Genomic DNA, 18,379 nt, shown 5'->3' with positions numbered 1-18,379 from the left:
CTCGCTATAAAAAATTCCACCGGTACTGAGGGGTTGAAAATTCATATTCCAAGGGGAATTGAGTATGACAAATAGACGTGATTTTCTTAAGAAAGCCGGTTTGACAACCGTTGCTGCTGCCGGTGCAACCACGCTTGCAGCACCAGCCGTACATGCCGCTGGTCGTCCAATCAAGTGGCGTCTTCAGACCTATGCCGGTGCAGCACTTGCACAGCACGTCATCAAGCCATCGATTGACGCCTTCAACAAGGCTGCCAACGGTGAGATGGAAATCGAGCTGTACTATGCAGATCAGCTGGTTCCAACTGGCGAGCTGTTCCGTGCCATGCAGCGCGGTACAATTGATGCGGTTCAGTCTGACGATGATTCCATCGCAGCGCCGGTCGATGTGTCCGTTTTCGGCGGCTATTTCCCGTTCGCCTCTCGTTACAGCCTCGATGTTCCGGCGCTGTTTAACCACTGGGGCCTTAAAGAGATCTGGGAAGAAGCCTATGACGAAGTAGAGGGCGTTAAGTGGCTTTCTGCCGGTGCATGGGACCCTTGTCACTTTGCGACAAAAGACCCAATCCGAAGCCTTGCGGACCTGAAGGGCAAGCGCGTCTTCACGTTCCCAACTGCTGGTAAGTTCCTCACTCGCTTTGGCGTTGTGCCGGTTACCCTACCATGGGAAGACATTGAAGTTGCAATGCAGACTGGTGAGCTGGACGGAATTGCATGGTCCGGTATCACTGAGGATTACACAGTTGGCTGGGCAGACGTGACCAACTACTTCCTCACTAACAACATCTCTGGTGCCTGGGCCGGGTCCTACTTTGCAAACGAAGAGCGTTGGAATGAGCTGCCAGCTCACCTCAAAACACTCTTTAACCTGTGCATGGACAGCTCCCACTACTACCGCCAGCATTGGTATTGGGCGGGTGAAGCGAAGCTGCGCACGCAGGGCGAAAAAATGGAACTGACCACCATTCCAGATGAAGAGTGGGCAACTGTAGAAACAGAAGCACACAAATTCTGGGATGAGATCGCAGCCAAGTCTGAGCGCAACGCGCGTGTTGTTAAAATCCTGAAGGAATACAACGCTGCGATGGCTAAGGCCGGACGTCCTTACCGTTACGGATAAGCGAGTACATATTTCAAGACTGGTCGTCCCGGACTACGGGCCGACCACCCAATTGAATTAAGATCTTAGTGCTGCTGGTGTTCGCAGGAGAGGCGACCGCATTAGCCGCTCACAAATTGGTCCTCGGGGAACAGGTATGTTGCGAGAAGAAACTAAAAAGACACGTAGAACCGGAAAGCTGACCCTTGAAGAGCTGCGTGAGCTGGTCGGCACCGGTGAGATTGACACCGTTGTCGTGGCACAGGTTGATATGCAGGGTCGTTTGATGGGCAAACGCTTTCAAGCCGAGTTCTTCGTGAACAGCGCTTGGGAAGAAACGCACTGCTGTAACTACCTGCTGGCGACAGATATGGAAATGAACACGCCAGATGGATACAAATCCACCAGTTGGGAGGCTGGGTATGGCGACTATGTCATGAAACCCGACTTAGATACATTGCGTGTTATTCCTTGGCTGGAAGGGACTGCGCTTGTTCTTTGCGATGTATTGGACCACCACACCCATAAGGAAGTTCCCCACTCGCCTCGCGCCATTTTGAAAAAACAGGTGGACCGTCTTGAAGGCATGGGAATGACCGCCAACATGGCAACCGAGCTGGAATTCTTCATCTTCAAGCAAAGCTATGAAGAAGCAGGCGCACAGGGTTACCGCGGCCTGAACCCAGTTTCCAACTACAACGAGGACTACCACATCTTCCAGACCACCAAGGAAGAGAACGTCATGCGCGCCATTCGCAATGGCCTGAACGGCGCTGACATTCCAGTGGAATGCTCCAAGGGGGAAGCTGATGCGGGCCAGGAAGAGATAAACGTTCGGTATTCTGATGCTTTGAAAATGGCGGATCGCCACTCCATTATCAAAAACGGCTGTAAAGAGATGGCATGGCAGCAGGGCCAAAGCGTTAGCTTTATGGCTAAGTGGAGCTATGAGGCTGCTGGCAACTCTTCACACGTACACCAGTCCCTTTGGGGGAAGAACGGCGAATCCTTGTTCCATGACCCCGCTGGCGAATACGGCATGTCTAAGGTGATGCGCCAGTATCTGGCTGGTCTTTTGAAACACGCAAGCGAAATCACTTATTTCCTTGCACCAAACATCAACTCCTACAAACGCTTTGCCGAAGGTACGTTTGCACCAACCAAAGCGATCTGGAGCCTGGATAATCGCACCGCCGGATACCGCGTATGCGGTGATGGCACCAAAGCCGTGCGGGTTGAGTGCCGCGTGGGTGGGGCTGATCTTAACCCATACCTTGCTATGGCCGCTCTGCTTGCTGCTGGTATTTATGGCATCGAAAATGAGCTGGAGCTTGAACCAGAGTTCCGCGGCGATGCCTATGGAAGCGCTGATATTCGCGAAATTCCGAAGAACTTGCGCGATGCCGCGCAAGAGATGAAATCCTCTAACATGCTTCGAAACGCCTTTGGTGATGATGTGGTTGAGCACTACGCACACGCCGCCAAAATCGAACAAGACGAGTATGACCGCCGCGTGACCGACTGGGAAGTTGCACGTGGATTTGAACGCGCCTGATGTTGATAGCCTTGTGCTGTGATTGATGAGTTGACCATGATTAAGACACTAAAATGTATTTCGCCTATTGACGGTTCTGTCTTTGCAGAGCGTCCGGTGGCAAACCAAAAACAAGCAGAAGCTGTAATTGCCAAGGCTAAATCCGCTCAAAAGCAATGGGCTGCCCGCCCGTTGGAGGAGCGTATCAAGCTGGTGATGGCTGGTGTTGCCAAGATTGGTGAACAAAACGACGAGATTGTACCTGAACTGGCACATATGATGGGACGCCCTGTCCGGTATGGTGGCGAGTTTGGCGGCTTTAACGAGCGCGCATCTCACATGGCTGAAATTGCAGCACAAAGCCTTAAACCCATCGTGGTTGAGGAAAGCGACAATTTCGAACGTCGCATCGAGAAGGAACCCCACGGCGTTATTCTTGTCATTGCACCGTGGAACTATCCGTACATGACCGCGATCAACACCGTTGCACCTGCATTGATTGCAGGCAACGCTGTTATCTTAAAACACGCAACCCAGACCCTTTTGGTTGGAGAGCGCCTCGCCGCAGCCTTTGCCCAGGCCGGCGTGCCAGAAGAGGTATTCCAAAACCTGTTCCTGGACCATGAAACAACATCTCACCTGATTGCAGGGCGTCACTTCGGCTTTGTGAACTTTACGGGTTCCGTTGGTGGGGGCCGCGCTATGGAAATTGCCGCAGCAGGCACTTTCACGGGCCTTGGCCTTGAGCTTGGCGGTAAAGACCCAGGTTACGTGATGGATGATGCAGATGTTGATGCAGCGGCAGAAACACTCATTGATGGTGCCATGTTCAACTCTGGCCAATGCTGTTGCGGGATTGAACGGATCTACGTGCATTCTTCCAAATACGATGCCTTTGTGAAGAAAGCCGTTGAGATTGTTTCCAGTTATAAGCTGGGTAACCCACTGGATGAGAAAACAACCATTGGGCCAATGGCGAACGTTCGCTTTGCTGAGATTGTGCGCAAGCAGGTCGCTGATGCACAGGCCTCCGGCGCAGTAGCGCAAATCGATACAGCTCTGTTCCCAGAAGACGACGGCGGGGCCTATCTTGCGCCTCAGATCCTGACCAATGTCACGCATGAAATGGATGTGATGCGTGAAGAGAGTTTTGGTCCTGTGGTCGGTATTATGAAGGCTGAGAGCGACGAACAGGCTATCTCCCTGATGAACGACAGCCACTACGGATTGACGGCTTCTCTTTGGACGCAAGATCCGGCGCGTGCGGCAAAAATCGGTGCGCAGGTTGAAACTGGAACTGTGTTTATGAACCGCGCTGACTATCTGGACCCTGCTTTGTGCTGGACTGGTTGCAAAGATACAGGTCGCGGCGGAGCTCTTTCAGAAATCGGCTACCAAAACCTGACCCGTCCCAAATCCTATCATCTTAAAAAGGCATAAGAACCATGACGCTGATAGCAAACTGGAGCTACCCGACCGCCATTCGCTTTGGTGCAGGCCGCATTAAGGAACTGGCAGAAGCATGTACAGCTGCTGGTATGAAAAAGCCGTTGCTCGTGACAGATAAAGGCCTTGCCAATCTGCCAATCACATCCAGCACGCTCGACATTATGGAAGCTGCTGGCCTTGGTCGTGGCCTTTTCTCCGATGTCGACCCAAACCCAAGCGAAATCAATCTGGAAGCAGGTGTGGCAGCCTTCAAAGCCGGTGATCATGACGGTGTGATTGCGTTTGGCGGCGGCTCAGGTCTGGACCTTGGAAAGTTGATTGCCTTTCAGGCTGGGCAAACTCGTTCCGTTTGGGACTTTGAAGATATCGGAGACTGGTGGACCCGCGCCGACGCAGACGCGATCTACCCAAATATCGCCATTCCAACAACAGCAGGAACGGGCTCTGAAGTGGGCCGTGCGAGCGTGTTGACCAACTCACAAACCCATGTGAAGAAAATCATCTTCCATCCGAAGATCCTGCCAAGTGTTGTGATCTGTGATCCTGAGCTGACCGTGGGCATGCCACAGATGATCACTGTGGGAACGGGCATCGACGCGTTTGTCCATTCCCTAGAGGCTTTCTGTTCACCTCACTACCACCCAATGTCACAGGGCATTGCGCTGGAAGGTATGCGTTTGGTCAAAGACAACCTGCCAAGGGTGTTTGCTGATCCAAACGATATTGAAGCGCGCGGCCACATGATGAGTGCAGCAGCCATGGGTGCGGTTGCATTCCAAAAGGGCCTTGGTGGCATTCACGCTCTGGCGCACCCGGTGGGCGCGGTTTACAACACCCATCACGGCATGACCAACGCTGTGATCATGCCAGCAGTGCTGAAGTTCAACCGGTCAGCCGTAGAAGAGCGCATTGAGATGCTGGCCGCTTACCTTGGCATCAGCGGCGGTTTTGATGGCTTCTACGAGTTCGTAATGAAAATGCGGGAAGACATGGGTGTTCCGCAAAATCTGAGCGCTCTTGGGGTCGGAACAGACAAGGTTGATGTGCTGGCAGCAGAGGCAATCAAAGACCCAAGTGCTGGTGGCAACCCGATCGCATTAACGCATGAAGCTGCAAGAGCTTTGCTTATTGAAGTGATCGGCGAACCGGTAAGCGCTTAACCCAACTACTCATTCATTAAAAAGCCCCGCAGCGGAGATCCGTTGCGGGGCTTTTCGTTCGATAGGGCTGCTCAAGATGTTGAAATGAAATCCCGGGTTAAATCTTAAACGTCTTGACTGGGCGCAGCGTCTTTAAAAGCTGCCAGTTTTTCAGTCTCTGCACATATGGCGTTGATGCGGGTGAGGTGAGAGCGGTCTGCGCCCCAGCGGTCGCTGTTATAAACCTGCGGGACAAGGCACAAATCTGCCATAGAGACCTGATCTCCGTGACAGAATTTACCGCTTTGCCCATCTGCCAAAAGCTCCTCAAAAGCATTAAGCCCCTTGCTGATAAACTCGCGCATCCAGCACACTTTCACGCTTTCATCGCCCCCGCTGAGCTCTACAATCCTTTGCACGATACCCAGATTACACACTGGATGAATGTCCATCGCAATAGCATGGGAAAGGATGCGCACACGGGCTCGCTCTCGCGCAGTTGCAGGCATCAAAGCCGGGGTAGGGTGGAGCTCATCCAGATATTCAATGATCGCAAGAGACTGAGTTAACATGTCGCCATCGATATCCAGGGAAGGTACGAATCCTTGTGGGTTACGCTTTAAATTCTCGCCCCCTTTTTGGTCGCCCTTCAATAGATTGACAGTCACACTCTCATAACTCAGGCTTTTCAGGTTCAGCGCAATACGCACCCGATAGCTTGCCGATGAGCGCCAGTAATCATAAAGCGTTATATTGGACATGGTATCGGCGCCCCCCTGAGCACGGTTCTGTCAGTTTGGTTCATTGTCTTGTGTGTTCGCACCCAACTCACCAACCAAGGCTTCAGCGTTATGTTGAACCTTTTCCATGAGGGTCATAAGCAGCGTTTGCTCCTCCTCACTCAAATTGGCTGTCAGGGCGGCTTCAACGTCACGAACCAATGGAATGACATCGTAAAAGATGCGCAGGCCTTCAGCTGTCAAACGCAGAACGGATTTTCTACGATCCTCTCCGTCAATATCCCGGCGCAGAAGCTCCTTTTTGCGAAGCGATTGCACCGCACGACTGACATTCACTTTATCCATGCTCGAGCGCTCAACAATTTCGGAGGCTGACAGCGCCTGATTGCGACCGAGGATGGCCATCGTGCGCCATTCAGAAACGCTCAGACCATACCGCTCGCGATAAACACTTGAAACCGCCGCACTTACGGCTGTGCCAAAAACACGAACCTTATAGGGAAAGAATGCTCCGAGCTGGAAATCATCCCTGTCTGTCGTGTTCGTCGGTATCGCCATCATTGAGACTCGTTGGTTTAGGATGAAACTATTGTAGTCAAAAATTTATATATTCCCTCTAATAGTATCATTTGAAACTATATGTCAAGGCCGAATCTTGACTTGGTGATATATATGCGAAAGTAGTATAGAGCGCTAATTTCAGCCATATTCCGGTATTTTATGTGGCTTCCTCGCCTGGCAAGAACCGTTCGCTTTAGAAAATGCTATTGACAAAGTTACAAGTGAAACTATTCTAAACTCAAATCTATGACTGACCGCCTGAGTCTTGCAAGCTTCAGCTGCGATCTTCAATTGCCAAGGATGTGTTATGACGAGTTGGATCGAGAGTGCGAACGCGCCGCACTGCTATTTCCCAATCCAGAATCTTCCCTACGGTGTGTTTGCCACATCAGGTGAAGAGCCACGCTGTGGCGTTGCGATCGGAGACATGGTTGTTGATATGGCTGTGTTGGAAGCAGCTGGCCTTCTCAAGACGGGTGCAGCTGCCACTGTGTTCGATAAACCGGCTCTCAATGACTTCATGGAGCTCGGCGCCGCGGCCTGGGACAGTGTGCGCGACCAGCTAACATCCCTTTTTAAACAGGGTGGCGATACGGCACTTTCCGGCGACCCCTCACTTCAGTCAAAAGCACTGGTGCCAATGAGCGCAGCGCAAATGTTCCTGCCCTTCAAGGTCTCCGAATACACCGACTTTTATGCGGGCAAGCAGCATGCCATGAACATCGGTACTATTCTTCGCGGCGCTGAAAATGCGCTACCTCCGAACTGGCTGCACATTCCAATTGGCTACAATGGTCGCGCCTCGACCGTAGTTGTCAGCGGCACTGATGTGGTGCGCCCGTTGGGGCAGACCAAAGCCCCAACCGCACAAGTCCCGTCTTTCAAAGCCTGCGCTCGCCTCGATATTGAGCTGGAAATGGGTGCTGTTGTTGGCACGCCAAGCAAAATGGGGCAACCAATCACCGTGCAGGAAGCCGACGATATGATCTTCGGTTACGTGCTGCTCAACGACTGGTCCGCTCGTGACATTCAGGGCTGGGAATACCAGCCGCTTGGCCCATTCCAGGCGAAAGCATTTGCAACTTCCATCAGCCCATGGGTTGTGACGAAGGCAGCGTTGGAATCCTTCCGCACCAGCACACCAGAGCGTGAAAAAGAGCTTCTGCCTTACCTCAATGAGCCGGGTCCGATGATCTACGACATTGAACTACAGGCCTACATGCAGCCGGAAGGCGCTGATAAAGCGACACTGCTCTGCCACACCAACTACAACCGCATGTACTACTCTGCAGCACAGCAGCTGGCGCACCATGCAATTGGCGGCTGCAAAATGAACACCGGCGACCTGCTCGGATCTGGCACCATTTCCGGTGTAAGAAAGTCCGAATTCGGTTCACTAATGGAACTTACATGGGGCGGTAAAGAGCCCATCACTCTGGACAGTGGTGAAAGTCGCACGTTCATCGAGGATGGTGATGCCTTGACGCTGACAGGCTGGGCACAAGGCGATGGTTTCCGCATCGGCTTTGGCGAATGTACCGGCAAAGTTCTGCCAGCTCCAGATTTCAAAGCATAACTTAGGATAATGACGATGGCTAAAGCATTTGCATCAAGTGGCGACATGGAAGCCAAAAAGATCTCTTTCACTGAAGTTGGACGCGATCTTTACGCGTTCACCGCTGAGGGCGATCCGAACACCGGCGTTATAATTGGTGATGACAGCGTCATGGTGGTTGATGCGCAGGCAACGCCTGTCATGGCCCAGCTCGTGGTTGATAAAATTCGCGAAGTGACTGACAAGCCTATCAAGTACGTAACCCTGTCTCACTACCATGCTGTACGCGTGCTGGGGGCATCGGGCTATGGTGCCTCTGAAATCATTGCCTCTGAAAAGTGTGAGGGCATGATCTATGAGCGCGGTCAGGAAGACTGGGACTCTGAGTATGGCCGCTTCCCGCGTCTGTTTGATGCCGCTGACTCTATTCCGGGCCTGACCTGGCCAACCATGACCTTTAAAGACCGCATGACCATTAACATGGGCAAGCGCAAGGTTGAGCTGATGCATCTGGGCCGTGCCCACACTGCAGGCGACATTGTTGCGTGGGTTCCTGATGAAGGCGTGATGTTCACCGGTGACACGGTTGAGTACAACTCCGCTTGTTACTGCGGTGATGGTCACTTCAATGACTGGGGCACCACACTGGATGCCATCAAGGCCTTCGCTCCAGATGCAATTGCACCGGGCCGTGGTGATGCGCTTGTGGGTCAGGAAATGGTCAACAAAGCCATTGAAAGCACCCGTGACTTTGTTGAAAGCACCTATAAACCAGCCGCCCGCGTCGCAGTACGAGGCGGCACGCTGAAAGAAGCATGGGATGCCGTGCGCGCAGAATGCGATCCGAAATTCGCTGACTACGCAATTTATGAGCATTGCCTACCGTTCAATGTCGCCCGCGCTTTTGATGAGGCCCGCGGCATCGACACACCCCGTATCTGGACTGCAGAGCGTGACCAAGAAATGTGGGCATCGTTGCAGGGCTAATGTGAATGAGTAGGAAGTGAGGTCGCGATTTGCTTGCTCCGCGCTAGTTTTGCAGTAGCCGACCTCATCATCCTTATCCTGAAAGGGATAGTGCTCTTTAAGTTCAACCTTAATAGAGGTGGAAGTTCTAAAGAAAGACGTCAGGCAATTACAGAATTTGGGTTTTGCCTCTGAGGATTGAGGTTCCCAAAAATTACAAGATACTCGCACAGAGCTATTGCTTAGACCCTTGTCTCTCTAAACGCAGCGTTTGTGATGTTTTTTTAAACACCAGATATTGCAGACTTCCTTCCACCTTCAATACCGCAGGCGAAAGCCGCCCCATATGCGTTAGAGCGCCGGATGGAACGATTGTTCCAGCTGGCTCACCAAAGTTGATTGATGTTTTGCCGGATGCTGGCTGATGCATCACACTTGCTGGGAGGCAGCGTATGACGAAAAAGATTTTCGAAGTTCCGCTTTATCCATATGTCCGCTCGCCGGATCAGGATGCGGAAAAGGCAGTGCGCCATAAGGTTGTTGTGGCGGGAGCAGGCCCGATTGGCCTTGCCGCAGCAATTGAACTGGCCATGCAGGATATTGAGGTTGTCGTCGTCGATGACAACGACAAGGTGAGCTGGGGTTCGCGCGCGGTTTGTTATGCCAAGCGCCCTCTGGAAATTCTCGACCGCATTGGCTGCGGTGACCAGTTTGTCGACAAAGGCGTTCAGTGGCATGTGGGCAAGGTGTTCTTCGACGAGCGTCAGGTCTATCAGTTCGATCTATTGCCGGAAGATGGTCACAAGCGCCCCGCCTTCATCAACCTGCAACAGTATTACTTTGAGGAGTATCTGGTTGACCGGGTCAAAGAGCTTCAGGCACAGGGCAAGCCAATCGAGATCCGCGGCAACAATAAGGTTGTCAGCGTAGATCAGAGCAGTGACGTTGCAACTGTTGAGCTGGAAACACCCGAAGGCAACTACATTGTTGAGGCTGACTGGGCGATCGCTTGTGACGGTGCTGCTTCTCCAATTCGTTCCATGATGGGTCTGGACTTTGTAGGCCGCGTGTTTGAAGACAACTTCCTGATTGCAGATGTGATCATGGATGCTGACTTCCCAACGGAGCGTTGGTTCTGGTTTGATCCACCATTCAACCGCGGGCAGTCCGCTCTTTTGCACAAACAGCCAGACAATGTATGGCGCATCGATCTTCAGCTTGGCTGGGATATAGATAAGGAAGCAGAGAAGAAGCCTGAGAACGTCATTCCACGCCTCAAAGCCATGCTTGGCGAGGACGTGAAATTCGAGCTTGAGTGGGTTTCCATCTACACTTTCCAGTGCCGCCGTATGGAACAGTTCCGTAAAGGACGTGTGATCTTTGCTGGCGATAGCGCCCATCAGGTATCACCCTTCGGTGCGCGTGGTGCAAACTCCGGCCTGCAAGACACAGACAATTTGATCTGGAAACTGAAGCTTGTCATGGACGGCAAAGCCCCGGTGAACTTGCTGGACAGCTATGATGAAGAGCGCATTTATGCTGCGGAAGAGAACATTATGAACTCCTCCCGAGCCACTGACTTCATCACGCCTAAGTCGGCTATCAGCCGTGTATTTCGCGATGCCGTGCTGGACCTTTCCGAGCAAGTCGAGTTTGCCCGTCCTCTGGTCAACTCCGGTCGCCTATCTGTTCCTGCAACATATGACGGTTCCTCGCTTAACAGCCCAGACACCGCGGGTATGCCAGCACGTTCTCGTCCGGGGTCTCCGGCGAGTGATGCTCCAACTGCAAATGGGTACTTGCTTGACCAGCTCGGCAACTCGTTCCAGCTGCTGGCCGTGAATGCAGATGTGCCAGACACTGTAGAAGTGAATGGCATAACGATTTCTGCTCTGCGCGTGGAAGCCAATGACGAGATGAAAGCCCGTTATCTTGGAGAGAAAGATTCCGCTGTTTATCTGATGCGTCCCGACCAGCACGTCGCCGCGCGTTGGGAAAGCTATGACGGTGATCAGGTGATAAAGGCCATGAACCGCACAATCGGCATTCTTGAGCAGGAGGCCGCACAATGAGCCATCTGAATACAAAGGCGAACATCGCCAAGGCCGATGACTTTTACGAAGAACTTCTGGCTCTGCATCAAGGCCGCTCGGAAAAGGAGAGTGAGGCACTCAACGCCAAGCTTGTCCTTATCCTCGCCAACCACATTGGCGACAGGGCGGTTCTTCGCGAAGCAATTGAACTGGCTGCAAAAACTCAGGGAGGGTCCAAAGCTTAATCGCTTTGGGTTGTAGACACATGAAAATTGAGCAAATTCACCACGTCGCTTACCGTTGTAAAGACGCAAAAGAAACCGTGGAGTGGTACACCAAAAACCTCAACATGGACTTCGTGCTGGCCATTGCGGAGGACAAGGTTCCTTCAACGCACGAGCCTGATCCGTATATGCACCTGTTCCTTGATGCAGGCAACGGCAACGTGCTGGCGTTTTTCGAACTGCCAACCAAGCCGGAAATGGGTCGCGATGAAAACACACCAATCTGGGTGCAGCACATTGCCTTCAAAGTGAAGGACCGTGAAACTCTGATCGAGTTTAAAGAGCACCTTGAAGGCAACGGCATTGATGTGCTGGGCGTGACAGATCATTCCATTTTCCATTCCATTTACTTCTTCGATCCAAACGGACACCGCGTTGAACTGGCGTGTCCGGATCCTGCAGAAGAAGAGAAGCTCAAGCGTCTCGACGCTGTGAAGTGGGACATGCTGGAAGAGTGGAGCCGCACCAAGAAAGCGCCGAAACACGCTGACTGGCTGCATGCAAAAGAGCTCGGCAAAGCTTAGTTTTAGAAGTGCCTGAAGAATGGGGGCTGGGAGGTTCCCGTTCTTTACCCAACAAAATGATTTTATTGGTATCTTAAGGGAGGGAGCCATGGAATTCTCGAAGACGAAAGTTGCTCGCCGCACGCTGCTTGGCATGGCAACTGCTGCGATGCTGGCACCAACTGCATTTGCAACTGCTGCCTACGCAGAAACCAAGCTGGTTCTTTCCAGCTGGTTGCCACCGCGCCACCCTATTGTGGTCAATGCGATCAAGCCTTGGGCCAAAGAAATTAGTAAGGTGACCGACGGTCGCGTCTCTGTGCGCGTTCTTGCGAAGTCTGCTGGCGCTCCACCTGCGCACTTTGACATGGCGGCGGATGGTGTTGTCGACATCACGTATGGCCTGCACTCCTTCACAAAGGACAACCGTTTCCAGCGCTCGCGTATCGGCCAGTTCTCCTTCCTTGGAGATGACGCAGTTTCCGGTTCCAAAGCATTTTGGGATGTTTACGCAAACGATCTGGATGCGCAGGCTGAGCACAAAGGCACCAAGGTTCTTGGTCTCTTCGTTCATGGCCCGGGCGTGTTCCATAACAACGTTCGCAAGCTGAACACACCAGCTGACATCGAAGGCCTTAAGATCCGTGTTCCGGGCGGTTACATTGCTGATTTGGCCAGCGATCTTGGCGCGTCTCCGCTGTTCATGCCATCCGGCGAAGTGTACGAGACCCTGTCTCGCGGCATCATCGACGGCGTGACCTTCACCTATGAAGCGTTGACCGCGTTCAAACTGCTGGACCACGTCAAATACTCCATGCGCGTTCCAGGCGGTATCTACAACACCACATGGTTCCTCGTGATGAACGAAGACAAGTGGAAAGGCATCTCTGCTGAAGATCAGGCTGCCATCATGGCGATCTCCGGCGATACTTTTGCTGAGCGTGTTGGCAAGGCATGGAACGATGCGGATGAGAAAGCAATCGAGCGCATCAACAAAGCTGGCATCGAAATCTATGATGCCTCTCCTGAAATGGTTGCGGCCATCAAGGAAAAAGCAGCTGCCTATGAGGCCGAATGGGCAAAGGCTGTTGCAGAAGATGGCTTTGACGGCACTGCTGCTCTCACAAAGTTCCGTAAATCTACCGGCGTAGAAAAGTGATCGGGTCTAACAACTCTTCTGGGGGCGCATCGCGGGTGCGCTCCCTCGCCAAGCTCATCGAGCTCGGCCTTGGAATATGTTGTGCGTTGCTCCTCGCGGGTATGACTGGCCTTACAGTCGTTGATGTGGTTGGCCGGTACTGGTTCAACACGCCGGTTCGTGGTGCGTTCGAGGTGACCCAGTTGATGCTTGGTGCATTGGTTTTTGCCGCACTGCCTCTGACCACCTCACGCCGGGAACACGTTGAAGTCGACATGATTTATGGCATGGTGCCCCCTGTCATGCAGTCATTGATGACCGCCATTGCCGGGTTCGTTTCTACCGTTGTTCTCTTCGTCTTGTCCTGGCGTCTTGCTGCCCATGCAGTTCGCTTGATGGAAGATGGTTCTGTGACAAACGCCCTGGATATTCCGCTGGCCCCGCTGTCCTGGATTGCGGCTGTGTCAGCTCTTTTGAGCGGAGCTTATACGCTCGTGCTGTTCAAAAAAGCATTCCGCAGAGGTTTTTAAAGTCATGTTTGAGTCCCTTGTCGGCTTTGCAGCTCTGCTCACCTTAATCTTCCTGCGCGTTCCAATTGCCTTTGCCATGATCCTTGTCGGCTCCGTTGGGTTTGCCTGGATCCGCGGCTGGTCGGCCACATGGCCCGTTGTCAGCACGGTCGGGTTTGAAACAAGCCTGTCGTACTCGCTCTCTATTGTTCCCCTGTTCATCCTCATGGGCAACCTGCTTACCATTTCTGGTGTAAGCCAAGGGCTTTATGCAGCCGCAAACCGATTGCTAGGGGGAGCACGCGGCGGCCTTGCCATGGCCTCAGTTGTTGCCTGCGGCGGGTTCTCAGCCGTTTGCGGGTCTTCTTTAGCAACAGCGGCCACCATGTCCAAAGTTGCGATGCCCTCCATGCGCAAATACGGTTATGCCGACAGTCTGGCATCTGGCTCTATTGCAGCAGGCGGAACACTCGGCATTCTCATTCCGCCCTCTGTGGTGATGATCATTTACGGCCTGTTAACAGAATCCGACATTGGCAAACTGTTCATTGCAGGTGTTCTTCCTGGAATTTTGGGGCTCTTGCTCTATATTGGTGCAATCTACGTTGCGACCCTCATCAACCCCTCTCTTGCGCCCAAAGCTGAAGGCGTTGAGCCTTTTACGCGCAAGGAAAAACTCGGTGTATTTGCTGTACTGGGGCTTTTCGCGGTGATTATGGTTGGTATCTACGGCGGGTTCTTCACCCCGACCGAAGCTGCCGGCATTGGTGCTGCAACTGCCTTCCTGATTGCGCTTGCAATGGGTGGCATGAAGCTGGAAAGCCTCTATCAGGCAATGCTGGAAAGCGCACGCACCACGGCGATGATCTTCATGATCATTATTGGAGCTGAAGTGTTCTCCAACTTCGTCAACTTTGCAGGACTGCCAGATACACTGGCGGAGTGGGTGCTCAACCTTGACGTTAACGCCTACATGGTGCTCCTTGGCATCGTACTCATTTACATCGTTCTTGGCTGTGTTTTGGAAAGCCTTTCCATGATCCTGCTCACTGTTCCAGTGTTTTATCCGCTTATTTTGGAATTGGATTTCGGCGTGGACGCTTTAAACGATCCTGAAGCTGTTCTGATCTGGTTTGCGGTGATTGTGGTTGTCGTGACAGAGATTAGTTTGATTTCGCCCCCTGTCGGGCTCAACGTATTCGTGCTGCGCAACGTGTTGCAAGACGTGAAACTCTCAACAATCTTCAAGGGTGTATTCCCATTCTGGGTCTCAGACCTTGTTCGTCTCGCACTGCTGATCGCGTTTCCCTGGTTCTCACTCTGGCTCATCGGGGCCATGTAACCTACTACACCAAATTTATCGCAAGGGGAGGGCATCTGCTCTCCCCTTTTTGTAGTGGTTTCATAAAGTCCGCTTGCATCCTAACTTTCGTTCCAACCGGCAATTAACCTGCAAACTCCATAGTACTTTGGTCCGCAACAAGGCTGAGGGTCACATGGGTCCGAATATTGCGATCATAGGAGCAGGCCCGACAGGATTGACCGCAGCAATCGAATTGAAGCGGCGAGGCCTAAAACCAACCGTATTTGAAGCAAGAGACTGTCTAGGCGGCCAGTGGGCCTATGAAGCGTTGCCTTCTATCCCTGTCGACATACGCGACCCACAACGGCGCAACGTCGCGTCAGCAATGTACCCAAAACTGCGGGCAAATCTGCCTCAGCGGGCCATGCAGCTGTGTGATTATAAATTGCCGGAGGAACTCAAGCTCTTTCCAGATAGAGTAGATATCCTCAGGTACATTGAGGCCTCTGCAAAGGCAGCCGGCATCACACCACTCATCAAGTTCCAGACGCCTGTCACGGGGCTTGAAAAGACACAAAACAACTGGAGCATCACGAGTGGCAAAACACGCGAACTCTTCACGCATGTTCTTGTAGCAACGGGAAAGGATAGCTACCCCAACATTCCTTTCATTGATGGCCTTGAACGCTTTGAAGGTTCGATAACACACTCACAATCCTATCGGACACCAGAGCTTTATCGCGGGAAGCGCGTAGCACTGATTGGAGCTTGTGTCTCTTCCGAAGACATTTCACTCGACCTGAGCGCTTTGGCAGAACAAGTTTACATCTGCGGAACATTTCCGCCCAATGGACATAAGTGTTATGTGCGTGAGGGCCGTTATGGGGATGGCCATAACATTACGCAGCATGCCCGCCCCGAGCGCATTGAGGCCAACAGCATCTATCTGCAAGATGGTGAAAGCCTATCTGATGTTGATGCGATCATCTTATGTACCGGGTACATCTACGAGTTTCCCTTCCTGAAAAGTGCTTTAAAGAACATAATAGTAAGCGGCGCGACAATCGGTCCGCTCTACATGAATATGTTCTACCCGGAAGACCCAACACTGATCTTCCTTGGGTTGCCGCGCTTTACAGTCCATTTTGCCAACGTACATTTACAAAGCCTGTACTGCGCAATGGTGCTCAATGGAGAGGTAAGTTTGCCGACGCTGCGTCAGATGAAACAAGAGTTGGCTGATGGGGGCTGTGTCCTTGAAAAACGAACCAGCGAACTGGAAGAATACCACAACGGTGTTTTTGAATGCATCAAGAAGATGAGTGAGCTGACCGGGCAGCCACACCTTGACTGGAGGGGGTTTTTAGGCTCGCTGAATGACCATAAACGCCTTTATCAGCAAGATTATCGCCAACACCCCTTTGACTACGACCTGCCTGAGAACAACCGTTAGCGCAGTCGCTGCAAATAACTATGCTTCTCTTCGCTTGCAATTATGCGATTCGTATACGATATGTATATCAATCGTATAAAGGGCCTTTCCATGGGTATAGTCAAAATCTCCGATGACCTTCATGAGGACATCAGAAAGGCGAGTGCAGTTATGTCTCGCTCCATCAACGCTCAGGCTGAGTTTTGGATCAAGATGGGGATGCTTGCAGAGCTAAACCCCACACTCACCTATGCAGAATTGATCCAACAGCAACTCAGATCCAGTAATATAACTCCTCCTGAGGTGATCGAAACATGAGCGCAATCATCGTGAAAACTGCCGAAGAGATTGCGCTTATGCGTCAGTCTGGCAAGCTTCTTGCTCGTGTTTTTGACATGCTAAAAGGGGTCGTTAAACCGGGTGTCTCCACGTTGGAAATCAACGATCGGGTAGAAGACTATATTGTCAACGACTTGAAATCTCGCCCCGCGAGTAAGGGACAGTATGGCTTCCAGTTTGCGCTGAACACCTCCGTCAATGAGGTCGTCTGCCATGGTATTCCCAGCAAAGATCGGCTCCTGAAAGCGACAGATATCATTAATGTCGATATCACTTTAGAAAAAGACGGTTTCATCACCGACTCCAGCACCACATTTGTCTTACCAGCGGCTTCTCGTGCATCACAAAAGCTCGTGAAGACAACCTACCGCGCCATGTGGGCTGGTATCAAAGAGGTTCGGCCCGGAGCACGATTAGGCGATGTTGGCGCAGCCATTCAAAAACTGGCAGAAACTGCGGGTTATTCCATCGTGAAAGAGTATTGCGGCCACGGAATTGGGCGCGATATGCACGAAGGGCCCTCCGTCATGCACTTCGGCAAACGCGGCACTGGCACGCTGCTGAAAGAGGGCATGACCTTCACCATAGAACCGATGGTCAATGCGGGCACAGAACTAACGGTGACCAAAGAAGACGGCTGGACTGTCGAAACACTGGATAGGAAGCTTTCCGCCCAATGGGAACACACGATCTTGGTAACTAAAACCGGATTTGAAGTGCTTACACTCAGGGATGGAGAGAAGATACCCGGATAAGAAGAAGCAAACGCAGCTTCCGCGCTCTGGTTCCTCTCAAACCTCTACACCTTCATCACAGGTCGCACATGATGGACCTCCCAGTCGGTGGGAGGTTCGCGCTTTGTAACCAACCATGCAATGCTGGCCTTAGGCCGCTTGCTACCCGATACGGTTTTACTGACACACTATCGCTGCAACACACTCAATGCCTGTAATGCTCTTCAGCTTCATAATACCTGTCAAAACCGACGGCTTTCTGGAGGTCTTCAAAGCTCATTACGGGATCAGAGAAAATACCATTTTTCATCTGGTCCAAGGCATCTTGTTGCGCCTTAATCATCGCCATCAACCCGGTTAAGGGATAGGTGGAGATGGCGTAGCCGAGCTCTTGTAGTTCAGCAGGTTGGAGGAACGGTGTAAGCCCGCCTTCCAGCATATTTGCCATCTTGGGGCCTTCTACCTCTTCACTGACACGCCTCATTTCTTCCACTGTGCGCGGCGCTTCAACGAAGGTCATGTCGGCACCTATCTCACGGAATGTTTTTGCCCGTTCAATAGCTTCCTCCAGACCATGTTCGGCCCGTGCATCTGTACGCGCCAAAATGAGAATGTCTGCACCTTCATTCTTTGCATCAACGGCAGCGCGAATACGCATGAAGGCTTCATCTCGAGCCACTACGTGTTTGCCTTTGGTGTGACCACATCGTTTTGGTGCAAGCTGATCCTCAATCATCACACAGGCCATCCCCGCATTGGCATAGCCGTTTACGGTGCGTTTAACGTTAAGTGCATTGCCGTAGCCCGTATCGCCATCCCCAATCACCGGAATGCTGGTCGCATTAGCGATCGATCTGGCCTGATCCACCATCTCAGCGTAGGAAATGAGGCCGGCGTCTGGTTGCCCCAAACGGGCCGCTGAAACGCCAAAGCCGCTCATGAATGCCAACGGGAAACCTGCTTGCTCTATAAGGCTTGCAGATAGGGCATCCCAGCAACAGGGCGTAACATTAAGTTTGCCGCTCTCAAGAAGAGCTTTGAGGACTTTGGCTTTGGACATG

19 protein-coding genes are annotated in these 18,379 nt (G+C 52.2%); 15 read left to right on the top strand and 4 right to left on the bottom strand.

Annotated elements, in window-relative coordinates; translation table 11 throughout:
- The first annotated feature begins 64 nt into the window (after window positions 1-64).
- From BMZ51_RS19520 to BMZ51_RS19505, 4 genes are all read left to right on the top strand, one after another.
- Window positions 65-1,120 (top strand): TRAP transporter substrate-binding protein, encoded by a 1,056-nt coding sequence (locus BMZ51_RS19520; protein ID WP_068009211.1) that lies wholly within the window; start codon window positions 65-67, stop codon window positions 1,118-1,120.
- A gap of 136 nt (window positions 1,121-1,256) precedes the next feature.
- Window positions 1,257-2,654 (top strand): glutamine synthetase family protein, encoded by a 1,398-nt coding sequence (locus BMZ51_RS19515; protein ID WP_068009209.1) that lies wholly within the window; start codon window positions 1,257-1,259, stop codon window positions 2,652-2,654.
- A 36-nt stretch (window positions 2,655-2,690) separates the two neighbouring features.
- Entirely contained in the window at window positions 2,691-4,073 is a 1,383-nt protein-coding gene (locus BMZ51_RS19510; protein ID WP_068009317.1) for an aldehyde dehydrogenase family protein, read from the top strand.
- Window positions 4,074-4,078: 5 nt separating this feature from the next.
- The gene (locus BMZ51_RS19505) at window positions 4,079-5,242 is read left to right on the top strand and encodes an iron-containing alcohol dehydrogenase (RefSeq protein WP_068009207.1); all 1,164 of its coding nucleotides are present in this window, start codon (window positions 4,079-4,081) and stop codon (window positions 5,240-5,242) included.
- A 104-nt stretch (window positions 5,243-5,346) separates the two neighbouring features.
- Here BMZ51_RS19505 and maiA read toward each other — a convergent pair whose 3' ends face one another.
- Together maiA and BMZ51_RS19495 are read right to left on the bottom strand one after the other, a co-directional pair.
- Complete coding sequence (gene maiA, locus BMZ51_RS19500; RefSeq protein ID WP_068009201.1) at window positions 5,347-5,982, bottom strand: maleylacetoacetate isomerase; 636 nt, start codon at window positions 5,980-5,982, stop codon at window positions 5,347-5,349.
- Between the two features lie 30 nt (window positions 5,983-6,012).
- On the bottom strand, window positions 6,013-6,522 hold the full coding sequence (locus BMZ51_RS19495) for a MarR family winged helix-turn-helix transcriptional regulator (RefSeq protein WP_068009200.1): 510 nt from the start codon (window positions 6,520-6,522) through the stop codon (window positions 6,013-6,015).
- A gap of 307 nt (window positions 6,523-6,829) precedes the next feature.
- Between BMZ51_RS19495 and fahA the strand changes: the two genes are divergently transcribed.
- Window positions 6,830-8,098: a fumarylacetoacetase gene (gene fahA / locus BMZ51_RS19490; RefSeq protein WP_068009198.1), complete on the top strand. Its 1,269-nt coding sequence runs from the start codon at window positions 6,830-6,832 to the stop codon at window positions 8,096-8,098.
- A gap of 15 nt (window positions 8,099-8,113) precedes the next feature.
- Window positions 8,114-9,064 (top strand): MBL fold metallo-hydrolase, encoded by a 951-nt coding sequence (locus BMZ51_RS19485; RefSeq protein ID WP_068009314.1) that lies wholly within the window; start codon window positions 8,114-8,116, stop codon window positions 9,062-9,064.
- 214 nt (window positions 9,065-9,278) lie between these two features.
- Here the strand turns inward: BMZ51_RS19485 and BMZ51_RS19480 are convergent, their stop codons facing one another.
- The gene (locus BMZ51_RS19480; RefSeq protein ID WP_068009195.1) at window positions 9,279-9,473 is read right to left on the bottom strand and encodes a hypothetical protein; all 195 of its coding nucleotides are present in this window, start codon (window positions 9,471-9,473) and stop codon (window positions 9,279-9,281) included.
- A gap of 22 nt (window positions 9,474-9,495) precedes the next feature.
- Between BMZ51_RS19480 and BMZ51_RS19475 the strand changes: the two genes are divergently transcribed.
- The 9 genes from BMZ51_RS19475 (at window position 9,496) to map (ending at window position 17,339) form a co-directional block, all read left to right on the top strand.
- A complete protein-coding gene (locus BMZ51_RS19475; RefSeq protein WP_068009193.1) occupies window positions 9,496-11,115 on the top strand; it encodes an FAD-dependent oxidoreductase in 1,620 nt (539 codons plus the stop codon).
- Entirely contained in the window at window positions 11,112-11,321 is a 210-nt protein-coding gene (locus tag BMZ51_RS19470) for a DUF2783 domain-containing protein (protein WP_068009191.1), read from the top strand. The genes BMZ51_RS19475 and BMZ51_RS19470 overlap by 4 nt, the downstream gene beginning before the upstream one ends.
- Window positions 11,322-11,341: 20 nt before the next feature.
- Entirely contained in the window at window positions 11,342-11,884 is a 543-nt protein-coding gene (locus tag BMZ51_RS19465) for a VOC family protein (protein WP_057461348.1), read from the top strand.
- Window positions 11,885-11,972: 88 nt separating this feature from the next.
- A complete protein-coding gene (locus BMZ51_RS19460) occupies window positions 11,973-13,022 on the top strand; it encodes a TRAP transporter substrate-binding protein (protein WP_068009188.1) in 1,050 nt (349 codons plus the stop codon).
- Window positions 13,019-13,531 carry a TRAP transporter small permease gene (locus BMZ51_RS19455; protein WP_208979583.1) on the top strand — a complete coding sequence of 171 codons (513 nt, stop codon included), beginning with the start codon at window positions 13,019-13,021 and terminating at the stop codon, window positions 13,529-13,531. Before BMZ51_RS19460 ends, BMZ51_RS19455 begins: the two co-directional genes overlap by 4 nt.
- 4 nt (window positions 13,532-13,535) lie before the next feature.
- Window positions 13,536-14,852 (top strand): TRAP transporter large permease, encoded by a 1,317-nt coding sequence (locus BMZ51_RS19450; protein WP_068009184.1) that lies wholly within the window; start codon window positions 13,536-13,538, stop codon window positions 14,850-14,852.
- A gap of 154 nt (window positions 14,853-15,006) precedes the next feature.
- The gene (locus tag BMZ51_RS19445) at window positions 15,007-16,266 is read left to right on the top strand and encodes an FAD-dependent oxidoreductase (protein WP_068009182.1); all 1,260 of its coding nucleotides are present in this window, start codon (window positions 15,007-15,009) and stop codon (window positions 16,264-16,266) included.
- 90 nt (window positions 16,267-16,356) lie between these two features.
- On the top strand, window positions 16,357-16,563 hold the full coding sequence (locus BMZ51_RS19440; RefSeq protein ID WP_068009180.1) for a ParD-like family protein: 207 nt from the start codon (window positions 16,357-16,359) through the stop codon (window positions 16,561-16,563).
- Entirely contained in the window at window positions 16,560-17,339 is a 780-nt protein-coding gene (gene map, locus BMZ51_RS19435) for a type I methionyl aminopeptidase (protein ID WP_068009177.1), read from the top strand. Before BMZ51_RS19440 ends, map begins: the two co-directional genes overlap by 4 nt.
- A 184-nt stretch (window positions 17,340-17,523) precedes the next feature.
- Here map and BMZ51_RS19430 read toward each other — a convergent pair whose 3' ends face one another.
- Window positions 17,524-18,378 (bottom strand): isocitrate lyase/PEP mutase family protein, encoded by an 855-nt coding sequence (locus tag BMZ51_RS19430; RefSeq protein WP_068009174.1) that lies wholly within the window; start codon window positions 18,376-18,378, stop codon window positions 17,524-17,526.
- Window position 18,379 lies beyond the last annotated feature (1 nt).

Source organism: Pseudovibrio axinellae, assembly GCF_900110875.1.
Classification (GTDB): domain Bacteria; phylum Pseudomonadota; class Alphaproteobacteria; order Rhizobiales; family Stappiaceae; genus Pseudovibrio; species Pseudovibrio axinellae.
Note: the sequence above shows the minus strand (reverse complement) of the source record. Positions and strands in the feature narration are given on the sequence as shown.